This window comes from Dryocola sp. LX212 (assembly GCA_041504365.1).
In the GTDB taxonomy this organism is placed as follows: Bacteria; Pseudomonadota; Gammaproteobacteria; order Enterobacterales; family Enterobacteriaceae; genus Dryocola.
Window position 1 is genome coordinate 4,043,481 of sequence record CP167917.1, and the last position, 21,867, is coordinate 4,065,347.

Sequence of the window (21,867 nt, forward strand, 5' to 3'; positions counted from 1 at the left end):
AGTCCTATGGCGTGACCATGTTGAACCAGAATTCAAACTTGTCCATATAGCTCATCACTTCATCAAGCTTACTGGCGTCGCCGGTGATTTTCACGTCACCTTTGTCTTTGGCCTGCTGCAGCGTCTCTTCCTTCAGCACGATGCGGTTAAGCGTATCGCGGGAAAGGTTGATCGTTGCGTCAGCGTTGGCAGCTTCAGAAGCTGGCGTGTGGTTAAGAACACCGTTTTCCAGCTCCAGCTTGTACTTCCCGCCCTGGTCGCCGAAGTCGAAGTTCAGCACAACGTGAGCATTCGCCGCTTTTTCACCGTTGATGTGGACAGCCATGTAGTCAAAGAACATTTCTGGCGTCATCGCACGTACGGTGTCCGGACTTGCGGTGTTTGGCGTTGCCGCTTTCACTACGCCGTTACGCAGTTCCTGCGCGCCTGACAGGTAGAAGTTACGCCATGGGCCAGATTCAGCCTGATAGCCCATCTGCTCCAGCGCATCCGCTTCCAGTTCACGAGCAGCCTTGTTATCTGGATCCGCGAAGACCACGTTGTTCACAACCTGTGCAACCCAGCGGTAGTTACCCTTGTCGAAATCGGCTTTCGCTTTGTTCAGAATATTGTCGGCACCGCCCATGTATTCCACGAATTTCTTCGCTGACTCTTCCGGTGGCAGCTCATCCAGGGTTGCTGGGTTACCGTTGAACCAGCCGAGATAGAAGACGTAGGTTGCCTTCACGTCATGGCTGACGGAACCGTAATAACCACGGCTCGCCCAGGTTTTAGCAAGCTTCGGCGGCAGCTTAAAGTTGGCCGCGATTTCGTCGCGGGTCAAGCCTTCGTTTGCCATACGCAGCGTCTGGTCATTGATGTAACGATACATGTCGCGCTGACCTTTCATCAGGTTGAGGACATTATCTTTACCCCAAGTTGGCCAGTGGTGCTGGGCGATAATGATTTCGGCATCGTTGCCCCAGCGATCGATAGCGGCATTGATATACTTCGACCAGGCCAGCGGATCGCGGATTTTCGCGCCGCGCAGGGAGTAGGTGTTGTGCAGGGTGTGCGTCACATCCTCCGCAGCCTCGATCATTTTCTTCTCTTTGACGTACCACAGCATTTCAGACGGTGCTTCGGAGCCCGGCGCCATCATGAAGTCATAAGTCAAACCATCGATCACTTCTTCCTGACCGGTATGGGTGATGTAGTTGGTTGGCGCCAGCAAAGTCACGGTGCCGGCAGACGTGGTAGTACCCAGACCCGCACCAACCTGACCTTTCGCATCTGCAGGCAGCACGTTGCCGTACATATAGCTTGCGCGGCGGCTCATGGCGTTACCTGCCATGATATTTTCGTCAACGGCTGCGCCCATAAAGCCCTGCGGGGCATAAATTTTGACTTTACCCGCTTTAACATCAGCTTCATCTACAATGCCGCGTACGCCGCCATAGTGGTCAATGTGGCTGTGGGTGTAGATAACAGCAACGACCGGCTTTTTCCCGCGATTTTTATAATACAAATCCATACCGGCTTTAGCGGTTTCCGCAGAAACCAGCGGGTCGACAACGGTAACCCCGGATTTACCTTCGATGATCGTCATGTTGGAGAGATCGAGGTTACGGATCTGGTAAACGCCGTCGGTCACTTCAAACAGACCGCCGATGTTGATCAGCTGGGACTGACGCCACAGGCTTGGGTTGACGGTATCAGGAGCTTTATCACCCTCTTTAATAAAAGCGTACTGCTGAGGATTCCAGATGACATTCCCGGCTTCGCCTTTAATCGCGTCCTGAGGAAGCGCGGCTACAAAGCCTTTATGAGCATTAGCAAAATCAGTTTTGTCAGAAAACGGCAGCTGGCCATATAGGGCTTCGTTTGCTTGCTTAGTGGCAGGCGTCGCTTCTTTAGCCGGGGCTGGCGTGGCAGCAGTCACGGACAGCGTCGTCAGCAGCCCCGCAACGGCCAGGCTTTTGGCTATCAGATTCAATTTCATTAATTCAACCTCTGGATTTTAGTCTGTGTTTTCGGTGATGCAGGCTGCAGTTGCAGCCCGCAAGCAAATTCTGGGAGACATTCGCAAATCGTCAGGTTATTGAAAATAGTTCAACTTACCCAAAATGCAAAAATTAAAAATACTAAGAATCGCGCAACAAATGAAGGCCTGTTACGTTTATTTATGGATTTGGTGTCACTGCCCTACACAAATATCGTCATCATAAACATCCAATACCAGCGCAGCTGTAAACTGTGGCATTTCAAAATATGCTTATTTACTACCCAGCCAACTTTAGTCGATTACTACGGGCAGGGATAGTACCAAATGGGACTATCACTACCTGAAAACATCAGAGGATTGATAGGGTTGCATACAAAGACATCCTTCCTTTACATCGCTATACTGAGGGAGATTAGAAATGATATCAGGTGTCTTATGGAAGCTAGCTTCGAAAACATTCATTCTTATTATCAGTCCCTTAATCTGGAACTTGAGATTGATGGTATCTCTGATAAAGGCGAGCCTCTGATATTTTCAGCCGCCGATAACCTGCGGGTGGAAGAAGGCTTTATTTATTTCACACTTCAAGGTTCAGTGGCTATCTCACATAAGCACAATGACCTTACAATTGGCAACGCTATAGAACTTATGCCAATTGGCTTGATGGAGAGATATTGTCCACATTTGCAGTTCGCATATACATGTATGACACCAGTAAAACTTATTAAAATTTCTTATCAGATTTTTGACGATATTTTTTATCAAAGCCCCGAACATATGCATGTGTTATCAAAAATCCAGACTTATATGACCATCTTTTCGCTCGAGTTGCATGCTGAAAGAAAACAGCTCACCAGCTATCAGACTATAAGACCGATGTTATTCAGGTATCTCTACAGAATGAAAACCTTCCCGGGGGAAACGGAAGGCCTGGCGAGTTTTATTATCCGCCGCACCAAATTATCACGTACCCACGTATTCCGCGTGCTCGCAGACCTGAAGGAAGGAGGCTATATCACCATGAAGAAGGGCAAACTAACCTCAATCAATAAAACTTTGCCGGAAGATTATTGATTCGCTGCTCCCCGAGCACTAAAAGTAATTTTTTCACCATCAGGATGTCGGATGACGTTGCGCTTATCCGACCTACGAATGCAAACAAAACGCCCGCACAATTTTCATCGCGCGGGCGTTTTGTTGAATGGTTGAAGCTGACCGATAAGTCGGGTTCGTTCAACCATACGTCAGGCATCTACAGCGCTGGGGTTGTGTTGTGTCGCAGACTGTAACTTACTTTGTGTGACAGATATAGCGATTAACAAGCAAAAGAAAGGCCGGGACTAAGCGCCCAGCCATTCACCAACAGATTAAACCTGTCAAAGCAGGGTTAACTTTCCTTTCGGCCATACCGGAATTCTTCACGCGCTTCATTCAAGCTCATGATATTAGCTCCACCAGCATAATCATGATCGCCGCTCTGTACTGAATCATTTTCCCAGCCACAGACAGGGCATATTTCGAAACTCCCCTCTCCGCTAATCTCGAATTGTTCACAGCAAAGGCATAACATCTTGGCCTCAAAAATTTGCGATTTATTCATCACGAAAGCCGGGTTTGCCATTGGCTTTACGCCATTCTTTGATTTCTTGAACAATCGCGAGCGGCCCGCTTTTCCCTTCCTCCGGGTAGTACAACAAATCTGAGCCAGAAGGATGCTCGCAAAGCCTTTCAAACTCAGCTACAGCAGCCATATGAGCACTTTCTGAGGGATAGGTATCGTGGTAGATGCCCTCAACAAATGAGAGGAAATCAGCCTCGCTGAAATCAGTAATTTTTTTACCCATTGCCATTTTGTGTTCCTCGGTGAATTTCAATATGACGCTTAGGTGTTGCAACTCCTAAATTATCGACATCATAAACAGCGCCACCATTTTGTATTTCTTCAATATGATGAAGTTCATGCTTGACCCTTAACCCCATTCTTTCCGTTTTCCTAACGTAAGGCGCCCGACCATTCTTCATGGTAGCTAAACTACCCGGATCAAATTGTCTTGATAGTTCAGGGTCTTTGCTCACTTCTTGCCAGAATGCTTCTCTGAAACCATCAAAATTGGAGAAGGTGCGCCCACGCAGTTTATCAGCAATCTGAGACGGAATCGGAGAGCCATTCCCCTGACCCGCATCGGCTAACCATGTGTCTGTAACCTTCTGCCCCTTGCCTGTGACTTGCCCAGGCAGATTACGTAGATAGATGTAAATCGGGTCAAATGTCCCGGCTGGATGTACCAGAATATAATCCCGGAATGAACGTTCTCCCGGTGCAGGTGTTTCCGTTGACCACGGGCTGTTAATTTCGCTTTCAGGGTAAACCAGCACATTCGGAGGGATGTATACGTTATCCTGATTGCCGGTCTTGAAAGGTGAAGCATATCCCGGATCGTCAGGTGTCCAGACGATTGTCGGCTTGTTTGCACCATCTTCCCAAAACTCGTAATTTCCGGTGGTTGTGTTCTTCTGGAGCATACGCACAGGCACTTTGTCTTGTCCGCCTCTGGCGCTGACGTGGAAGCCTTTCGGTCTCATGGTGCCGTACTGGTCAGCCTCCCAGCGAAAGCGAACGCGGGTTGGAACATCTTCTTTATTTCGGGCGGCCTGCTCAAGGCGCATCCTGTCGATATAGTCCTGCTCGCCACTGTTGAGTTTCGGCGAGTAGAACATACCAAACAGAAAAACAGTTGTGGGATTGGGGGCTATCCAGCGACCAGCGGTTGCAAAATTCCCGCCTATTTTCTGCAATGCAGCATATCCAGCTTCGGTTGCTGCGCCTGTCGTAATCCCGGTAGTTGTCGCGGCTCTTGCTGTTGCCATTCCTGCTGTTGCAGCGGCGTTAGTTGTGTCCGGAGAGCTGAAAAGACGCTTATACCACGGGCGATTGTCTTCTGGTGGTGGTGATGGTTCGGCTGTCTTATGTTTCTTTGCCGCCTGAGCGTGTTGAACAGGTTCTTCTATCGGTTGTTCTCCTTGAGGAGTTACACGGTAATAGCCAGCATGACCGAAATTATCAACGGATTCCTGATCAGTTCCTGCGTCAGTGCAGCCTTCACCGCGCAAACAGGATTTTGCAAAAACGGGTAGAGCAGTAAGGGCAGCCTCAGCGGCGGTGGCTTTGTTTACTGTTGGTTCTGAAACATCTAAGGAGTCATTGACCTGCACCGTTCCGAGGGCAATAAGGAAGTTTGAGCCCATTGGGCAATCACAGTGAATAGTCGAACCATCTACGGCGACAGCTTCACTGTTCGTTTGTCGGTGATCCCCTGTAACGATTACGCCAACTTTTCCGCATTTCGGGCAAGGTGTGGTCTTATCGCCAATGTAAAGTTTCCACTTGCCCATAACCGACATACCAGGACGAGCGGCAATACATTGTGCACCTGTAGAGGTTTTATCTCCATGTAGCCCAACATTTTTACCGTGAACAGTGCAGCCCCTGTTAACTGATGCCATAGTGACCGCCTTATTTCAGAAAGTTAACTGGCAACGTTTCCCCGGCATGGACTGCTCTTCTGACGTTTCCTTGCGGACTACTGATGATTTCATCGCCGTTGTCGAGTGAGCTACCGACAAGAGCGGCTGAGTCACCTGAAATATTTCCTACCCCGGTGCTAATCTTCGCGGTAGTACCATCTGGATAACGAACCTCATCCCCCACAAGTGAAATATTTAATCGCACACCCTCCTCAATTTCGATCTGCTGCCCGTTGTATTCACTAAAAACCGTTCCTCCGTCGCGGGTTAAGCTGCCTTCCGTAGCAACCAGATAAGCGGCTGTAACCGGATGGGCAAGGTTGTAGGCGTTTCTTTCAGCGATCAGACCACGGGCTTCTTCGTTCATTTCCGCAAGCTGTTCTGCTGTGAATGGTGACTGGTCAAAGGCTGCCAGCATTTCGGCAGCAAGTTTATTGGTGTACTGTTTCATAAGTCCCTCTACATGTTATACAAACAATCCATTAGGTCATTTTACAAGCAATAACCACATGCGCAACAGGTATTAAACTTAAGTAAAACTGAGTTTCGTGACATTCGGTTAAGCTGACCGATAAGCCGCTTTTTATCATGAAGAGTGTCGTGGACAGTCATTCATTCGTCCCTTGCACAAAGCAAAACGCCCGCACAATTTTCATCGCGCGGGCGTTTCGTTGAATGGTTGAAGCTGACCGATAAGCCGGGTTCTGTCGTGGACAGTCATTCATCTAGGCCAGCAATCGCTCACTGGCTCAAGCAGCCTACCCGGGTTCAGTACGGGCCGTACCTTATGAACCCCTATTTGGCCTTGCTCCGGGTGGAGTTTACCGTGCCGCGAACTGTTACCAGACGCGCGGTGCGCTCTTACCGCACCCTTTCACCCTTACCTGATCCCGCTTGCGCGGGCCATCGGCGGTTTGCTCTCTGTTGCACTGGTCGTGGGTTACCCCCCCAGGCGTTACCTGGCACCCTGCCCTATGGAGCCCGGACTTTCCTCCCCTTCGCCCGTCTCCCCCCGAAAGAGGACGACGACAAAGCGGCGACTGTCTGGTCAGCTTCGGCGCGAAGTATAATGGGTTTGCCTGCCCGTGTCACGCCCGGTCAGCCCGTTATTCGCATCCCCACCGCCACGGTGGCGGCAATGTCCCTGGAGGCACGATAAATGTTCTCAAACGCGTTCTTCAGCGCGTCTTCTAACGTGCCAATGCTGTTCAGCACGCTAAAGACGGCATCGATACCGTACTGATGCACGACGGCCACATCGCTGGTTAGTGACCCTGCTATACCAATAACAGGTTTGTGATACTTCATGGCGACGGCGGCGACGCCCACCGGCACTTTGCCCCGGATGCTCTGGCTGTCCATGCGCCCTTCCCCGGTAACCACAAGCGAACAGTCATGGATATGCTCTTCAAGATTCAGCGCCTCGGTGACAATCTCAATCCCGCTGCGCAGCTCCGCGCCCAAAAACGCCATTAACGCGGCTCCCATGCCACCTGCGGCACCCGCTCCGCAAGCGTGCTTCACGTCTACACGCAGATGCTTTTTGATCACGTTGGCAAAATGATCCAGATTGCGATCCAGTTCAAGGATCATCGCTTCGCTGGCCCCTTTTTGCGGGCCGAAAATTCTGGAGGCTCCGTTTTCACCCACCAGCGGGTTAGTTACGTCGCACGCTACCCTGATCGTGCAGTCCTGCAGGCGCTCGTCCAGCCCCGTCACGTCAATGTTATTCAGACTAAGAAGATGACCACCGCCCGGACCGATCTCTTTGCCTTCAGCATCAGTAAGATTCGCACCCAGCGCCTGAACCATTCCCGCCCCACCGTCGTTGGTGGCACTCCCGCCGATACCAATAATGATATTACGCGCCCCTTTATCCAGCGCACGAAGAATCAGCTCGCCGGTGCCGTAGGAAGTGGTCATTAATGGATTACGCTGTTCAAGGGGAACCAGAGCAAGACCGCTGGCCTCTGCCATCTCGATAAATGCCGTTATGCCGTCGCCGGACATTCCCCAACCTGCAGAGACTGGCGCCCCCAGCGGGCCGGTCACGGTAGCGACCATTTTAGTGCCCTGCGTTGCGCCGATCATGGCATCGACCGTTCCTTCCCCGCCGTCGGCTACCGGGACCGAAATATACTGCGCATCAGGAAATATCTCGCGAAATCCTTTTTCAATAGCCTGGGCCACATCCACCGCCGAGAGGCTTTCTTTATAAGAGTCGGGTGCGATAACGATTTTCATAGTCTGTCCATGCCTGGTCGGGTCTGAGAAAAACCGGGCACCCGGAGGTGCCCGTCTCATTACTTAGCGACTTCAACCTTCGCCAGTTTTTCGTAATAGCAGGCAATCGCACTGTGATCGTCGTTGCCGTGGCCGTCTGCACGCAGGGCCTGCATCATCTCCATAACTGCTGCGGTCAGCGGCAGCTGCGCGCCAACGCCGTGGGAAGTATCCAGCGCGTTCGCCAGATCTTTGATGTGCAGATCGATGCGGAAACCTGGCTTGAAGTTGCGATCCAGCACCATCGGCGCTTTCGCATCCAGCACGGTGCTGCCCGCAAGGCCACCACGGATCGCCTGGAATACCAGCTCAGGGTTCACGCCTGCTTTGGTCGCCAGTACCAGGGCTTCAGACATTGCCGCAATGTTCAGCGCCACAATCACCTGATTTGCCAGCTTGGTCACGTTACCCGCACCAATGTCGCCGGTATGCACCACGGAACTCGCCATCGCCTTCAGCAGATCGTAGTACTTATCGAAAATCGCTTTATCACCACCGACCATCACGGACAACGTGCCATCGACAGCTTTTGGCTCTCCGCCGCTGACCGGTGCATCCAGCATATCGATGCCTTTTGCCTTCAGCGCTTCGCTGATTTCACGGCTCGCCAGCGGTGCGATAGAACTCATATCAATGACCACAGTGCCAGGCTTTGCCCCTTCAATAATGCCGTTTTCACCCAGCGCAACTTCTTTCACGTGCGGAGAGTTTGGCAGCATGGTGATGATCACATCACACTGCTCGGCGATATCCTTCGGCGTTGCCGCCGTTTCTGCACCCGCAGCGATAACCTCAGCAATAACCTCTGCGTTACGGTCGGCAACCACCAGGGAATAACCGGCTTTAATGAGGTTTTTACTCATTGGTTTACCCATGATGCCAAGGCCAATAAAACCAACTTTCAGTGTCATAATTCAGTCTCTCTCTTTAGATGGTGGTTATTTTTTAAAAGAATCTGCAAGTTTCTGGGTAGCAGAGCGGAAGCAACCCAAATCGCTGCCTACGGCAACAAAAGTGGCGCCCCATTCCAGATAGCGGCGGGCATCTGCTTCAACCGGCGCCAGGATCCCCGCTGGTTTGCCGTGCGCTTTGGCACGCGCAAAAATGTGCTTAATACATTGCTGTACTTCCGGATGTGAAGCGTTACCCAGGTGGCCTAATGTGGCAGCCAAATCGCTTGGGCCAACAAAAATACCGTCCACGCCGTCGGTGGCCGCAATGGCATCCACGTTATCCACGCCCTGCTGGCTCTCGATCTGCACCAGGATGGTGATGTTCTGATTCGACTGGTTGAAATAATCCGGCACGGTGCCAAACATATTGGCGCGGTGGGAAACCGACACGCCGCGGATCCCTTCCGGTGGGTAACGAGTAGAAGAGATGGCCAGCGCCGCTTCCGGCTGCGTTTCCACAAACGGGATCAAGAAGTTATAAAACCCGATATCCAGCAGGCGCTTAATGATCACCGGGTCGTTAGTCGGCGCGCGGACCACGGCGGCGCTTTCGCTGCCTTTCAGTGCCATCAGCTGGGGGATGAACGTGGTGACATCGTTCGGCGCATGTTCGCCGTCCAGCACAATCCAGTCGAACCCTGCCAGACCCAGCACTTCGGTGCTGATCGGGTTTGCCAGCGCGGACCAGCAGCCGATTTGCGTCTGCTGCGCCTTCAGGGCGGCCTTGAATTTATTCGGGAATACGTTGTTATTCATCTGCTTTACCTTAAAGTTTTCGTTGCTTACTTCTGCAATTCCAGACGCTTGATGTCACCCACCACGAACAGGTAGCAAATCATCGCCATCAGGGCGGAACAGCCGACAAACACCAGGGCTGCGTTAAAGGAGTGCAGCTCGCTGACCAGATAGCCAATCACCAGCGGCGTCACGATGGAGGCCACGTTACCAAACACATTGAACATCCCGCCGCACAGCCCAACAATCTCTTTTGGTGCCGTATCGGAAATCACCGGCCAGCCCAGCGCGCCAAAACCCTTGCCGAAGAACGCCAGCGCCATCAGGAAAACAACCAGCGTGGTGTTATTGGTGTAATTACAAAGAATGATTGTTGATGCCAGCAGCATACCCAGCACAATCGGCAGCTTACGGGCAAAGGTCAAAGTACGGCCGCGTTTAATCAGATGGTCAGAGAACACGCCGCCCAACACGCCACCTGCAAAACCGCAAAGCGCCGGGATGGAGGCCACCAGGCCCACCTTCAGAATCGACATGCCCTTTTCCTGCACCAGGTAAATCGGGAACCAGGTTAGGAAAAACCAGGTAATCGTATTAATGAAATACTGCCCGAAGAACACGCCGAGCATCATGCGGCTGCTCAGTAATTGCTTGATGTAGTGCAGTTTCGGGCCGCTGTCCGCGCTCTTCTCTTTTTTGTGGTCCATATCCACCACCGCGCCGCCTCTGGAGATGAAATCCAGTTCTTCGCTGGACATACGCGGGTGGTCGGTCGGGTTATGGATTAACTTAGCCCACACGAAGGTCAGCACGAAGCCTATTACGCCCATCACGGTAAAGACGTGCTCCCAGCCCCAGGCAAAAGTCAGCCAGCCAAGTAGCGGAGAGAAAAGCGCCAGCGAGAAATACTGCGCCGAGTTAAAAATCGCGGAAGCGGTGCCGCGCTCCTTCGTCGGGAACCAGGCCGCTACTATACGGGCGTTGGCCGGGAAAGAAGGCGCTTCGGAGAAGCCAAGCATAAAGCGCATGAAGAACATGGAGATACCGGCATAAGCCAGCGGTATCATGCCCACGAATCCCTGCGTAAAGGTAAACAGCGACCAGAAAAACAGGCTCCAGGTGTAGACCTTTTTCGAGCCGAAGCGGTCAAGCAGCCAGCCGCCGGGGATCTGCATCAGCAGATAGGCCCAGCCGAAGGCGGAGAAGATATAGCCGACGGAAATGGCGCTCAGATGCAGCTCTTTGGCAACTTCAGAACCGGCAATGGAAAGCGTGGCACGGTCCGCATAGTTAATGGTCGTCACAATAAAGATAATTAATAATATTAAATATCGGGTGTGATGCCCTTTTTTTGATTCAACGACAGTGTCCAAAATCATTTATACATCCTCTGAGTCGAATACAGCTTGCAAGGATCTGTTATTTATAAGCTGCGACGAAACCAATATATTTTGGATTTATATCGCGGATGGTAATTAGCCTGGTGTTGATAATACGCAATACAGTATAGTCAGCATGAAATAGCCGGGCATTAGGCATCTGCACAATAAACAATTTATAATTGGTTATAAGTTTGAGCACAGGCACATCTTTATGGGGCGCATTGCACAGATTTTCAGATTGCCCTCCTTACGGCGCAGGGGCTGAACAGATTAAGTGATCTCCGTCACATTCTTATTTCTCGCGACCTGACATTCTTTATTCAACAAGTGAGCAAATCACATTTTAAATTATCTAATTAACTTTCAGGTAATATCTGGAGAGTAGTGACAATGTCAAAGATAGAAATTAAAGAACACGCGCCCGCGGCGTTTTATATTAAGGTTCATGAAACCGACAATGTCGCTATTATTGTTAACGACAATGGTTTGAAAGCGGGCACTCAATTCCCGGACGGCCTGACCCTAATTGAACATATCCCGCAGGGGCATAAAGCCGCGCTGGTCGATATCCCGGCCCACGGCGAAATCATCCGTTATGGGGAAGTCATCGGCTATGCGGTGCGTGATATCCCGCAGGGAAGCTGGATCGACGAATCCTTAGTAGAACTCCCGAAAGCTCCGCCGCTGAATACGCTGCCGCTGGCAACGAAAGTACCGGCTCCGCTGCCGCCGCTGGAAGGCTACACCTTTGAGGGTTATCGTAACGCAGACGGCAGCGTGGGTACTAAAAACCTGCTCGGCATCACTACCAGCGTGCACTGCGTGGCGGGCGTCGTGGATTACGTAATCAAAATCATCGAGCGCGATCTGCTGCCGCACTACCCGAACGTTGACGGCGTAGTTGGCCTCAATCATCTGTACGGCTGCGGCGTGGCGATCAACGCCCCGGCAGCGGTTATTCCTATCCGCACTATTCATAACATTGCGCTGAACCCGAACTTTGGCGGCGAAGTGATGGTCATTGGCCTGGGCTGCGAAAAGCTCCAGCCGGAGCGCCTGCTGGAAGGCACCGACGACGTGCAGGCGATTGCCGTAGAAGATGCGAGCATCGTACGGTTGCAGGACGAGCATCACGTTGGCTTTAAATCGATGGTGGACGATATTCTTCAGGTTGCCGAACGCCACCTGCACAAGCTCAACCAGCGCCAGCGTGAAACTTGCCCCGCATCTGAACTGGTTGTCGGGATGCAGTGCGGAGGCAGCGACGCCTTTTCCGGCGTAACGGCCAACCCTGCGGTGGGCTTCGCGTCAGATCTGCTGGTGCGCTGCGGCGCAACGGTTATGTTCTCGGAAGTCACCGAAGTGCGTGACGCCATACATCTGTTAACGCCGCGCGCCATCAACGAAGAGGTGGGCAAACGCCTGTTGGAAGAGATGGCGTGGTACGACAACTATCTGGATATGGGGCAAACCGACCGCAGCGCTAACCCTTCTCCGGGCAACAAAAAAGGCGGCCTGGCAAACGTGGTGGAAAAGGCGCTGGGCTCCATTGCCAAATCCGGCCAGAGCGCAATTGTCGAAGTGTTATCTCCGGGCCAGCGTCCAACCAAGCGCGGGCTGATTTACGCGGCTACGCCAGCCAGCGATTTCGTCTGCGGTACGCAGCAGGTCGCATCAGGCATTACGGTACAGGTCTTTACGACCGGACGCGGTACGCCATACGGCCTGCTGGCAGTGCCGGTGATTAAAATGGCCACTCGCACCGCGCTGGCCAACCGCTGGCACGACCTGATGGATATCAACGCGGGCACCATCGCCACCGGCGAGGCAACCATTGAGGACGTTGGCTGGGAGCTGTTCAGATTTATTCTGGATGTCGCAAGCGGCCGCAAGCAAACCTTCTCGGACCAGTGGGGCTTGCACAACGCGCTGGCAGTATTTAACCCGGCACCGGTCACCTGATGCCCAAAACAAAAGCGGGTAACACCTCGTTACCCGTCTCAAGGCATTAAGGCAGCCTCCCCGACGCGCCGGTGCGGAAAATCACAAACTCTAGCAGCTGCCGATAGGTGTCCAGCGTCAGAATATCTTTCTCGTTCTCAATGCGCGCAATCAGCGTCGCGATCACATCCTTATTCGATAAATTCCTGCCCGACATGAGCAGCTCCAGCACGACGCTTCCCATCCGCTGCGGCGCGTCGCTGGCGTAAAGCTCAGCGATGGACAGCGTGCTGTCAGCGGGCATTTTCATATTATTCCCTCTTAAAGACATCTTTTTCTCCGGATTCAGATATAAGCGTAAAATGCGATAAGTCTTATAACCACAATTTCATCAAGGAAAATCTAGATTAGATCCGTGAGAATTCAAGGGTAAAATTGATATTTAAAACAGGATGACTCATTTGTGTTTATATGTGCCGGATATTTTTAACTTTCGCACAATAATAAATCTTGTTTTTATGAAATTTTAAATTTATTTTTAGCATTTTATGGAAACCTATCCTGATGGTGGATAGATCAATTTTTAATCATCTCAAAAGCCGTTTAATCAAATCAGATAAATCTTAATTATTTGGATTATTGGAAATAGGACGATCGCGGTTTACAGATTTATTAATATCCTTTTGAATGTTATGTGTGTGATGTAAAAAGAAAACATAAAAATGATCGTTTTCAATGCGTTATGGGAAAAATAGCCTACACTGATAAACACGGAATTGATTAAGATGAGAAGTTGCATGATGACTCACGCCCCCCCTTTGGTATTTATAACTCTATGGATTAAGGAGATTAAATCATAATATCTTCACGCCTCGACAACAGGGAGAAGTGGCTATTATCCATGCTTTTTTATTTCTCGGCTTTTTAGGTGAGAAAAAAAATAAACGGGGGAAGTAAATGAAGTGGGAGGTGGTTGATTCAATCGTAAACCCAGAAACCGGGATGATCTTCGCATGTATTCTTACCGCCCGGGAGTTGAAATTCATCATCTGGCATAAAAGCACAAAAGCGTTGTTGCCAGGCGATCAATTAGCTACCAGTAATTTAGGCTTTTTTATTAATGGGAAAACAGCACGGCTCGAGCTGTGTAATATCAGCCCCTTTAACGTCACGCTCTGGGGTACCCTGTTTCGCCAGTCCCGGTGCCCCGGAAACGCAGAGGTGAAGCCTGACCGGTGCGAATATGACGGCGTTTGCCATTTCACCACATGCCCTTATGGCCTGGTGCGAACGCCGCCGTGAGGGTTATTTCTCGCTGTTTTCTAACGCATATTTATAAAGCGCATTTTTCTTCACGCCGTGAATCTCAGCAGCGAGAGCGGCGGCTTTTTTAAGCGGCAGCTCCGTTTGCAGCAGCGCCAGCGTGCGCAGCGCGTCAGCAGGCAAGGCGTCGTCGGTCGGCGCTTTGAAGCCCTCAACAATTAATACCATCTCACCTTTTCGGCGGTTTTCGTCTTCTTTTACCCACGCTGCCAGCTCGCCGATTGGCGCGCCATGAATCGATTCCCATGTTTTAGTCAGCTCGCGGGCCAGAACGACGTAGCGGGATTCACCGAGCACCGCGCAGATATCGTCTAAACTGTCGATCAGGCGATGCGTTGACTCGTAAAAGATCAGCGTACGGGGCTCTTGCTCAATGGCCTTAAGCGCATCGCGGCGTCCTTTCGATTTGGCAGGCAGGAAACCTTCATAGCAGAAGCGATCCGATGGCAGTCCCGCCGCGCTCAGCGCCGCAATGGCGGCACAGGGGCCAGGCAACGGCACGATGCGAATACCGGCTTCACGGCAGGTACGGACAAGATGGTAGCCCGGATCGTTAATCAGCGGCGTTCCGGCATCGGAAACCAGCGCAATACTCTGCCCTTCCTGTAATTTTGCCAGTAGGGTTTCTGATTTTTGTTGCTCATTATGATCATGCAGTGCGAACAGCCGCGCATTAATGGCAAAATGCTGCAGCAGCAAACCGGTATGACGGGTATCCTCAGCGGCAATCAGATCAACGCCTTGCAATACGGCTAACGCCCGCTGTGTAATGTCGCCAAGGTTGCCGATGGGGGTCGGAACGATGTAGAGCGTGCTGGCAGAAATCGCCGCCGATTCGAGTTGTTTCATTGTTTCATCCGTATTGCCGATTTAATATTGAACACTGAGAAGAAAAATTCACTGGATACAGAATGCTACCGTCTAAATTAATTCGTTCTAAAGCCGGGCGCTGTCTGCCTGTGGTACTTGCCGCACTATTTTTCGCCGGCTGTACCACGAAAACGCCAGACCCGTCCGCCGCTCACATGCAGGGCGAAGCCACTGCGGATTCTGCGTATTACCTGCAGCAGATGCAGCAAAGCGCAGATGATAGCAAGACCACATGGCAATTACTCGCCATTCATGCGCTGCTGACCGAAGGCAAGACCCAGCAGGCGGTACAGCTGTATAACCAGCTGCCGAAAGAGATGGATGATACCCAGCGCCATGAGCAGAGCCTGCTGGCTCCAGAGATCAAAATCGCGCTGAAGGATTATGCCGGGGCCAGCGCCCTGCTGGCGAAGCTGGATCCTGCCGGGTTTAACAAAAATCAGCAGGCCCGCTACTATCAGGCCATTATTGATGCCAGCCAGAATCGCCCTTCTCTTGAGCTTCTGCGTGCCTATATCGCACAGGAACCCATGCTGACGGGTAAGGCACACCAGCAGAATATCGACGGCACCTGGCAGGCTCTGTCGGCGCTGACCGCTGCCCAGATGAACAGCATGGTAATTAATGCAGACGAAAACGTGCTGCAGGGCTGGCTGGATCTGCAGCGCGTCTGGAACGACAACCGTAACGATCCCAATATGCTTAAAGCAGGCATCAAAGACTGGCAAACGCGTTATCCGCTAAACCCCGGCGCGAAAACGCTGCCGACTCAGCTGAGTAATATGCAAAATTATCAGCAGGCGTCAGTAGGTAAAATTGCCCTGCTGCTGCCGCTAAACGGCCAGGCGGCCGTCTTCTCCCGCACTATCCAGCAGGGGTTTGAGGCTGCGAAGAATAGTGGCACCGCGCCTGTTTCCGCGCTGAGCGCACCCGCGCAGGCGCCTGATACCGCCACCCCAGCGGCTACCGATCCTGCCACCACCCAGCCGACGGATGATGCTAACGCCGTCGCCAGCCCGTCTGCCGCATCGGTCAGCGATTTAACCAACGAACAGCCTGCCGAACAGCAGCCTGCTGCACAGCCATCACAACCGTCGGTGCAGAGCGCCACCGCGGCTCCGGCCAACCCATCGGCTGAAGTGAAGGTCTATGACACCAGCTCACAGCCGCTGGAGCAGATTCTGGCTCAGGCCCAGCAGGACGGCGCGACGCTGGTAGTCGGCCCGCTGCTTAAAAACAACGTGGAGAAACTTGCCACCAGCACGACATCGTTGAACGTGCTGGCACTGAACCAGCCAGAGGGCGTGCAAAATCGTCCCAACATCTGCTATTTCGCGCTTTCACCGGAAGATGAAGCTCGCGATGCCGCTGATCATATCTGGCAGCAGGGACATCGCGCACCGCTGCTGCTGCTGCCAGGCTCGACGCTGGGTGACCGCGTTGCCAAAGCGTTCAGCACCGAGTGGCAGAAACTGGGCGGCGGTATCGTTCTGCAGCAGAAGTTTGGCGGCGTGGGCGAACTGAAGCGGGGGATTAACAGTGGCTCCGGTATTGCGTTAACCGGCACGCCGGTGGCGGCTTCTGCGCCGCAGCAGGAAGCGGTAACGATTGGCGGCCTGACAATTCCGGCTCCACCAACGGATGCGCAAATCACCGCAGGCTCCGGCGGCCACGTTGATGCCGCCTATATCATCGCTACGCCAGAAGAAATTGCGCTTATCAAGCCAATGATCGCCATGCGCACCGGCAGCCGCAGCAGCGCGCAGCTTTACGCCAGCTCCCGCAGCTCCGGCGGCGTTAACGGCCCGGACTTCCGTCTGGAGATGGACGGCCTGCAGTTTAGCGAAATTCCAATGCTCTCCGGCGGCAACCCGTCGCTGCAGCAGCAGGCATTAAGTGCCGTGCGTAACGACTATTCCCTGGCTCGCCTGTACGCCATGGGCGTGGATGCCTGGTCGCTGGCCAACCACTTCTCCCAGATCCGTCAGGTGCCGGGCTACCAGGTCAGCGGCAATACCGGCACGCTGTCCGCAAGCCAGGACTGCGTCATTAACAGGAAGTTAAATTGGCTGAAATTCTCTCAGGGCCAGATCGTCCCGGCAAACTGAGTCGTCAACAGGCAGGCGCGCACTTTGAGCTTCAGGCGCGCCGCTTTCTTGAGCGCAAAGGACTGCGCTTCATTGCTGCAAACGTCCATCTGCACGGCGGCGAAATCGACCTCATCATGAAACAGCACAAGGTGATTGTGTTTGTCGAAGTGCGCTATCGCCGCAGCAACCACTTTGGTGGCGCGGCTGCCAGCATCACCCGCAGTAAACAACAAAAGCTGCTGCTTGCCGCAAGGAATTGGCTTGCCCGCACGTCCGGCAGCTTTGATACTGTGGATTGCCGTTTCGATGTGGTAGCCTTCACCGGTAATGAAATAGAGTGGTTGACCAACGCGTTTACCGCAGATTTTTAAAGCAACCAGGTAGAACAACGTGCTCGAAAGAATCAAAGTCTGCTTCACGGAAAGTATCCAAACCCAGATTGCCGCCGCGGAAGCTCTGCCAGATGCTATCTCCCGTGCAGCCATGACGCTGGTTCAGTCGCTGCTTAACGGCAATAAAATTCTCTGCTGCGGTAACGGCACGTCTGCAGCCAACGCCCAGCACTTCGCAGCGAGCATGATCAACCGCTTCGAAACCGAGCGGCCGAGTTTACCTGCCATTGCACTGAATGCGGATAACGTGGTCTTAACCGCTATCGCCAACGACCGTTTGCATGATGAAGTGTATGCCAAACAGGTGCGGGCGTTAGGGCAGACGGGCGATGTGCTGCTGGCGATTTCTACCCGCGGCAATAGTCGTGATATCGTCAAAGCGGTTGAAGCTGCCGTGACCCGCGATATGACCATCGTGGCGCTTACCGGCTATGATGGCGGGGAGCTGGCCGGTTTACTAGGACCGCAGGACGTGGAAATCCGCATCCCTTCTCACCGCAGCGCACGCATTCAGGAAATGCATATGCTGACGGTGAACTGTCTATGTGATTTGATTGATAACACGTTATTCCCTCACCAGGATGATTAAGGAGTACAGATGAAGGCCTTTAAGCCACTTGCAGTCCTTATTACCGCGATATTGCTACAAGGTTGTGTTGCTGCCGCAGTTGTCGGCACTGCCGCCGTCGCGACGAAAACCGCAACGGACCCACGCTCCGTCGGCACCCAGGTTGATGATGGTACGCTGGAAGTTCGCGTGAACAGCGCGCTGAACAAAGATGCTCAGATCAAGAAAGATGCGCGCTTCAACGTGACGGCTTATCAGGGTAAAGTGCTGCTGACCGGGCAAACGAAAAACACCGAGCTGGCCTCCCGTGCCAAACAGATCGCGCTGGGCGTAGAAGGCACGACCGAGGTGTATAACGAAATACGTAACATCGCGCCAGTGGGCTTGGGCACGGCATCGTCAGATACCTGGATCACCACTAAAGTTCGCTCGCATCTGCTGTCCAGCGATCAGGTGAAGTCCTCCAACATCAAGGTGACGACTGAAAACGGCGAAGTGTTCCTGCTGGGTCTGCTGACCGAAAGAGAAGGCAAAGCAGCGGCGGATATCGCCAGCCGCGTCAGCGGCGTGAAGCACGTGACCACCGCGTTTACCATTCTGAAGTAAGCATTGCTGATCCGCCCTACCGACACGTAGGGTGGATAAGCGCAGCGTCATCCACCGAAAAGCTCAAATCAAAAACGGCTCAGACACGCCACCGCCACCGCGCTGAAACTCGTAAAGTCCCTGCACTCCCGCAGCTTTGTCATCGCCCTTTCGCGAAGAAACGTCACGAAAATATCGTAAATCGCCATCGCCTCTTCGTATTCGCTTTTGCTGATCGCCAGCAGGAAGATAACGTGCGCGGTTTCGTCACCCCAGCTGATGCCGTGCGGGGCAAGCACGGTATAGACCACGGTTTTGTTGGCCATCAGGCCAAGGGAGTGCGGTAGCGCTATGCCTTCGCCGAGCATGGTGCTGACTATCGCTTCCCGCTCTACAACCGATGGATAAAAGTCATCACTGACGTAGCCTTCCTGCTCCAGCTGCCCGCACAGCTGGCTAAAGAGTTGCTGCTGGGTAACCGGCTCGTCAATGACCAGGAAGTGGCGGGCATCGAAGAACTTTTCCAGCATGTAGGGGCGTGTTCTGTCCACCAGCACCAGCTTGCCCAGCTGTTCAAGCTGATACTCCGTCGGGAACGGCGACATCGCCACGATCGGCTTATCCTTTTCGTGGATGCGCGCGGTGGTAATCACAAAATCCTCTTCAACGCTGCCCAGCAGCTCGTATTCACGCAGGGAAATAATGCGCGTCACCTCGATTTGCGGGTACTTCCGCAGCAGCATCGCCTGAATCATGCGTACCGTAGAGTTGCCCGTATCGCACACCAGCAGCGCACGCGGATGTCGCTGGTAGCCGATGTTGTAGTGCCTCTCCAGCCCCACGCCGATATGCAGCACCAGAAAACCAATTTCGTTTTCGCTGATGGCATAGGGCGTGTATTTGCCCCAGCTCGACACCGCGGCCAGCGTCATGTCATAGGCCATCGGGTAGTGCTGCTTGATGTTGGACAGCAGCGGATTAGGAATATTGATCTGATAGCGCACGCGGGTAATCATCGTTTTGATGTGCGTGAGCAGGTCGGCATGCAGCTGGGTATCAGCCAGCATGTTGTAGTTATAGTGGGTGTTGATGTAGCGCAGGATATAATTTACCAGCGCTTCGTCATCGTCGGCGCTGATGGCGCTCGGCGCCACATCCTGCACCTGCCGCGCCGCAATATGTACCTGAAGCCACTGCTCTTCCGCTTCGGACAGCGCTTTACCCGCCAGCTGCCGCAGCAGGTCAGCTATCTGCCGCGCGGCCGCCCGGACGTCATCCTCCACGTTATCGGCGGTAAACTCTGCAAGCGGGTAGCCTTCGCTGATGCGGCGCACCGCCACCGCGCAGTACAGGCGGATAAACCGCTCCCCTTCGTCCGTCAGGCGAATGCGACAACGGGTGAAGCAGTCATGCAGCTCCGTCGCAAGCAGTGCCGGGACGCCAGCATTGAGCGCCTCTTCGGTGAGTAATGGGTTATCGCCGTCTTCCTGCTGCAGCTCCCAGAGCAGGTCCGTCAGGCAGGCGCGCATTGCCGTTTCGCTGCCAAACAGCTTCATGCCGTGGCGCGGACGCGTTTCAATGGTCAGATTATAGCGGGCCAGCCACTCGCGCACTTCGGCCATATCGCTTTGCAGGGTCGCCCGGCTGACAAACCACTCGTCCGCCAGATCTTCCAGCTTCAAAGAAAAGGCCGAGGTCAGAAAGCGGACGATGAGGTAGTGAACCCGCTCAGGCGAGGTTCGGGGAATACGTAGCTGCCGTGATGGTTGTTGTACCAGCGCCTCATAACGTTCGGCATCTTCGATAATCAGCTGATAGCCTTCGCCGCGGGCAAGGGTAAACTGCGCACCATGCCCGGCGAGCAGCGTATTCAGCGCCGTGATATCAGTCCGTACCGTGCGGGTGGAAACTGACAGACGCCGCGCCAGTTCGTCCTGGGGCAGCGTCTCGGTTTGTAGCATCTCAAACAGCTGGGACAGGCGAAGGTTGGGGAATCGCAATGCAGTTTCCTTTTCTTAAACGGGTGCACGGGCGGCCCGGCAAAGCTATTTCACGGGGGAGAACACCAGCTGTGAAGGGCTTCCGACCGCCACGTAATCGTCAATAAACGACAGCTTGCCGTCCGGCTTCGCCACGCTGAAACGCGTGATATTGTCGCTTCTCTGATTCATAGCGTAGAGATAATTGCCGCTGCTATCGAGTGTAAGCGTGCGGGGGTAGTCGCCACGCGTCCAGATATCGCCCTGATGGGTCAGGGTACCGTTAGCCGACACGGTAAAGTGTGCGATGCTGTTATGCAGGCGATTCGCCACGTACAGCTGCTTTCCATCGTGACTCAGGACAAGGCCCGCCGCGAAACTGGTGCCCTTATAACCCTTTGGCAGCGCAGAGATCGTTTTGCCTTCGGTTAAGGTGCCCTTAGCCGTATCGAGCTGATAATGGGTAAGCGTCGAGGACTCTTCGTTGATCAGCCACAGACCGTCGCCATCTGGCGTAAACACAAAATGGCGTGGCCCGGCACCTTTGGAAGAAGCGGCAATAAACGGCGGATCGTTTGGCGTCAGCCTGCCGGTTGCATCATCGAAACGATACTGATAGATCCGATCGAGTCCCAGATCGGTAGAAAAGACAAACTTACCGCTCGGATCGGCGGAGATCATATGCGCATGCGGCCCGTTATGATCGCTGGCCGCAAAACTGCCTTCAACGGCGGCTTCCGGCTTCGCCGCGCCCGGCTGGCCTTCATCCTGTTTCGTGTCCGTGGCTTCACCCAGGCTACCGTCCTGTTTAATCGGCAGCACGGCAATGGTGCCGCTGACATAATTGGCGACCAGCAGATGGCGTCCGCTCGGTGTCAGAGACAAATAAACCGGCCCGTCACCGCCAGAAGCAACCTGGTTTAATTCAGTCAAATCTCCATCTTCGCCAATGCGCAGAGCAGCAACCACGCCATTCTCCGCCTCGCTCGCCACGTACAGCGTTTTGCCCTCTTCAGAGGCGGTGAGCTGAGCGGCATTCGGCAGCTGATTCACCAACGTTTTATTGCTGAGCGCGCCGGTTTTCGTATCCACCTGAAAGCGATAAACGCCCTCTCCGTTCGGGTTGTAAGTCCCTACCCATGCGAACTGCGGCTGGGCCGCTGCCGTCCCGGCCACCATAGCAAATGATGCGATAAGCAGATTACGTGTTGCAGGCATTGGAGATCCTCGATGTTGGTTTAATGGTAGATGGCACTG

General features: G+C 53.3%; 20 protein-coding genes and 1 other RNA gene. 7 read left to right on the forward strand and 14 right to left on the reverse strand.

Features of this window, described 5'->3' with window-relative positions; genetic code table 11:
• Window positions 1-4: 4 nt before the first annotated feature.
• Window positions 5-1,981 (reverse strand): alkyl/aryl-sulfatase, encoded by a 1,977-nt coding sequence (locus tag ACA108_19405; GenBank protein ID XEX95470.1) that lies wholly within the window; start codon window positions 1,979-1,981, stop codon window positions 5-7.
• 438 nt (window positions 1,982-2,419) lie between these two features.
• Here ACA108_19405 and ACA108_19410 point away from each other — a divergent pair, with 438 nt between their 5' ends.
• A complete protein-coding gene (locus tag ACA108_19410; GenBank protein XEX95471.1) occupies window positions 2,420-3,058 on the forward strand; it encodes a helix-turn-helix domain-containing protein in 639 nt (212 codons plus the stop codon).
• A 313-nt stretch (window positions 3,059-3,371) separates the two neighbouring features.
• Here the strand turns inward: ACA108_19410 and ACA108_19415 are convergent, their stop codons facing one another.
• From ACA108_19415 to ACA108_19455, 9 genes are all read right to left on the reverse strand, one after another.
• Complete coding sequence (locus ACA108_19415; GenBank protein XEX95472.1) at window positions 3,372-3,584, reverse strand: CPCC family cysteine-rich protein; 213 nt, start codon at window positions 3,582-3,584, stop codon at window positions 3,372-3,374.
• Window positions 3,577-3,834 (reverse strand): bacteriocin immunity protein, encoded by a 258-nt coding sequence (locus ACA108_19420; GenBank protein ID XEX95473.1) that lies wholly within the window; start codon window positions 3,832-3,834, stop codon window positions 3,577-3,579. The genes ACA108_19415 and ACA108_19420 overlap by 8 nt, the downstream gene beginning before the upstream one ends.
• Entirely contained in the window at window positions 3,821-5,488 is a 1,668-nt protein-coding gene (locus ACA108_19425; protein ID XEX95474.1) for an S-type pyocin domain-containing protein, read from the reverse strand. Before ACA108_19425 ends, ACA108_19420 begins: the two co-directional genes overlap by 14 nt.
• 10 nt (window positions 5,489-5,498) lie before the next feature.
• Window positions 5,499-5,960 (reverse strand): hypothetical protein, encoded by a 462-nt coding sequence (locus ACA108_19430; GenBank protein ID XEX95475.1) that lies wholly within the window; start codon window positions 5,958-5,960, stop codon window positions 5,499-5,501.
• A 226-nt stretch (window positions 5,961-6,186) separates the two neighbouring features.
• Window positions 6,187-6,565, reverse strand: an RNA gene (gene rnpB / locus ACA108_19435) — RNase P RNA component class A.
• Between the two features lie 42 nt (window positions 6,566-6,607).
• Window positions 6,608-7,753 (reverse strand): glycerate 2-kinase, encoded by a 1,146-nt coding sequence (gene garK / locus ACA108_19440; GenBank protein XEX95476.1) that lies wholly within the window; start codon window positions 7,751-7,753, stop codon window positions 6,608-6,610.
• Window positions 7,754-7,812: 59 nt separating this feature from the next.
• Window positions 7,813-8,703, reverse strand: a complete 891-nt coding sequence (gene garR, locus ACA108_19445) for a 2-hydroxy-3-oxopropionate reductase (protein XEX95477.1) — start codon at window positions 8,701-8,703, stop codon at window positions 7,813-7,815.
• 27 nt (window positions 8,704-8,730) lie between these two features.
• On the reverse strand, window positions 8,731-9,501 hold the full coding sequence (gene garL / locus ACA108_19450) for a 2-dehydro-3-deoxyglucarate aldolase (GenBank protein ID XEX95478.1): 771 nt from the start codon (window positions 9,499-9,501) through the stop codon (window positions 8,731-8,733).
• Between the two features lie 26 nt (window positions 9,502-9,527).
• On the reverse strand, window positions 9,528-10,859 hold the full coding sequence (locus ACA108_19455) for an MFS transporter (GenBank protein ID XEX95479.1): 1,332 nt from the start codon (window positions 10,857-10,859) through the stop codon (window positions 9,528-9,530).
• 393 nt (window positions 10,860-11,252) lie between these two features.
• On the opposite strand from ACA108_19455, the gene garD reads away from it, so the two are divergent.
• The gene (garD, locus tag ACA108_19460; protein XEX95480.1) at window positions 11,253-12,824 is read left to right on the forward strand and encodes a galactarate dehydratase; all 1,572 of its coding nucleotides are present in this window, start codon (window positions 11,253-11,255) and stop codon (window positions 12,822-12,824) included.
• Window positions 12,825-12,870: 46 nt separating this feature from the next.
• Here the strand turns inward: garD and ACA108_19465 are convergent, their stop codons facing one another.
• Entirely contained in the window at window positions 12,871-13,113 is a 243-nt protein-coding gene (locus ACA108_19465; protein ID XEX95481.1) for a biofilm development regulator YmgB/AriR family protein, read from the reverse strand.
• Window positions 13,114-13,760: 647 nt separating this feature from the next.
• Between ACA108_19465 and ACA108_19470 the strand changes: the two genes are divergently transcribed.
• Complete coding sequence (locus tag ACA108_19470; protein XEX95482.1) at window positions 13,761-14,105, forward strand: hypothetical protein; 345 nt, start codon at window positions 13,761-13,763, stop codon at window positions 14,103-14,105.
• A 3-nt stretch (window positions 14,106-14,108) separates the two neighbouring features.
• Here ACA108_19470 and rsmI read toward each other — a convergent pair whose 3' ends face one another.
• Window positions 14,109-14,975 carry a 16S rRNA (cytidine(1402)-2'-O)-methyltransferase gene (rsmI, locus tag ACA108_19475; protein ID XEX95483.1) on the reverse strand — a complete coding sequence of 289 codons (867 nt, stop codon included), beginning with the start codon at window positions 14,973-14,975 and terminating at the stop codon, window positions 14,109-14,111.
• A 62-nt stretch (window positions 14,976-15,037) separates the two neighbouring features.
• Between rsmI and ACA108_19480 the strand changes: the two genes are divergently transcribed.
• From ACA108_19480 to dolP, 4 genes are read left to right on the forward strand one after another with little or no spacing between them, the layout of a single operon-like run.
• On the forward strand, window positions 15,038-17,104 hold the full coding sequence (locus ACA108_19480) for a penicillin-binding protein activator (GenBank protein ID XEX95484.1): 2,067 nt from the start codon (window positions 15,038-15,040) through the stop codon (window positions 17,102-17,104).
• A complete protein-coding gene (locus ACA108_19485; GenBank protein XEX95485.1) occupies window positions 17,062-17,457 on the forward strand; it encodes a YraN family protein in 396 nt (131 codons plus the stop codon). Before ACA108_19480 ends, ACA108_19485 begins: the two co-directional genes overlap by 43 nt.
• Before the next feature lie 19 nt (window positions 17,458-17,476).
• A complete protein-coding gene (gene diaA, locus ACA108_19490) occupies window positions 17,477-18,067 on the forward strand; it encodes a DnaA initiator-associating protein DiaA (protein ID XEX95486.1) in 591 nt (196 codons plus the stop codon).
• 9 nt (window positions 18,068-18,076) lie between these two features.
• Window positions 18,077-18,652, forward strand: coding sequence for a division/outer membrane stress-associated lipid-binding lipoprotein (gene dolP / locus ACA108_19495; protein ID XEX95487.1), 576 nt, complete (start codon window positions 18,077-18,079; stop codon window positions 18,650-18,652).
• Window positions 18,653-18,720: 68 nt separating this feature from the next.
• Here dolP and ACA108_19500 read toward each other — a convergent pair whose 3' ends face one another.
• A complete protein-coding gene (locus tag ACA108_19500; protein ID XEX95488.1) occupies window positions 18,721-20,631 on the reverse strand; it encodes a transcription antiterminator in 1,911 nt (636 codons plus the stop codon).
• Between the two features lie 45 nt (window positions 20,632-20,676).
• On the reverse strand, window positions 20,677-21,828 hold the full coding sequence (locus tag ACA108_19505; GenBank protein XEX95489.1) for a lactonase family protein: 1,152 nt from the start codon (window positions 21,826-21,828) through the stop codon (window positions 20,677-20,679).
• Window positions 21,829-21,867: the final 39 nt, after the last annotated feature.

What these genes read in the sequence shown, in the direction of transcription:
- ACA108_19405 (XEX95470.1), bottom strand. Translation starts at nt 1,981, where the DNA reads ATGAAATTGAATCTGATAGCCAAAAGCCTGGCCGTTGCGGGGCTGCTG.
- ACA108_19410 (XEX95471.1), top strand. Translation starts at nt 2,420, where the DNA reads ATGGAAGCTAGCTTCGAAAACATTCATTCTTATTATCAGTCCCTTAAT.
- ACA108_19415 (XEX95472.1), bottom strand. Translation starts at nt 3,584, where the DNA reads ATGAATAAATCGCAAATTTTTGAGGCCAAGATGTTATGCCTTTGCTGT.
- ACA108_19420 (XEX95473.1), bottom strand. Translation starts at nt 3,834, where the DNA reads ATGGCAATGGGTAAAAAAATTACTGATTTCAGCGAGGCTGATTTCCTC.
- ACA108_19425 (XEX95474.1), bottom strand. Translation starts at nt 5,488, where the DNA reads ATGGCATCAGTTAACAGGGGCTGCACTGTTCACGGTAAAAATGTTGGG.
- ACA108_19430 (XEX95475.1), bottom strand. Translation starts at nt 5,960, where the DNA reads ATGAAACAGTACACCAATAAACTTGCTGCCGAAATGCTGGCAGCCTTT.
- garK (XEX95476.1), bottom strand. Translation starts at nt 7,753, where the DNA reads ATGAAAATCGTTATCGCACCCGACTCTTATAAAGAAAGCCTCTCGGCG.
- garR (XEX95477.1), bottom strand. Translation starts at nt 8,703, where the DNA reads ATGACACTGAAAGTTGGTTTTATTGGCCTTGGCATCATGGGTAAACCA.
- garL (XEX95478.1), bottom strand. Translation starts at nt 9,501, where the DNA reads ATGAATAACAACGTATTCCCGAATAAATTCAAGGCCGCCCTGAAGGCG.
- ACA108_19455 (XEX95479.1), bottom strand. Translation starts at nt 10,859, where the DNA reads ATGATTTTGGACACTGTCGTTGAATCAAAAAAAGGGCATCACACCCGA.
- garD (XEX95480.1), top strand. Translation starts at nt 11,253, where the DNA reads ATGTCAAAGATAGAAATTAAAGAACACGCGCCCGCGGCGTTTTATATT.
- ACA108_19465 (XEX95481.1), bottom strand. Translation starts at nt 13,113, where the DNA reads ATGAAAATGCCCGCTGACAGCACGCTGTCCATCGCTGAGCTTTACGCC.
- ACA108_19470 (XEX95482.1), top strand. Translation starts at nt 13,761, where the DNA reads ATGAAGTGGGAGGTGGTTGATTCAATCGTAAACCCAGAAACCGGGATG.
- rsmI (XEX95483.1), bottom strand. Translation starts at nt 14,975, where the DNA reads ATGAAACAACTCGAATCGGCGGCGATTTCTGCCAGCACGCTCTACATC.
- ACA108_19480 (XEX95484.1), top strand. Translation starts at nt 15,038, where the DNA reads ATGCTACCGTCTAAATTAATTCGTTCTAAAGCCGGGCGCTGTCTGCCT.
- dolP (XEX95487.1), top strand. Translation starts at nt 18,077, where the DNA reads ATGAAGGCCTTTAAGCCACTTGCAGTCCTTATTACCGCGATATTGCTA.
- ACA108_19505 (XEX95489.1), bottom strand. Translation starts at nt 21,828, where the DNA reads ATGCCTGCAACACGTAATCTGCTTATCGCATCATTTGCTATGGTGGCC.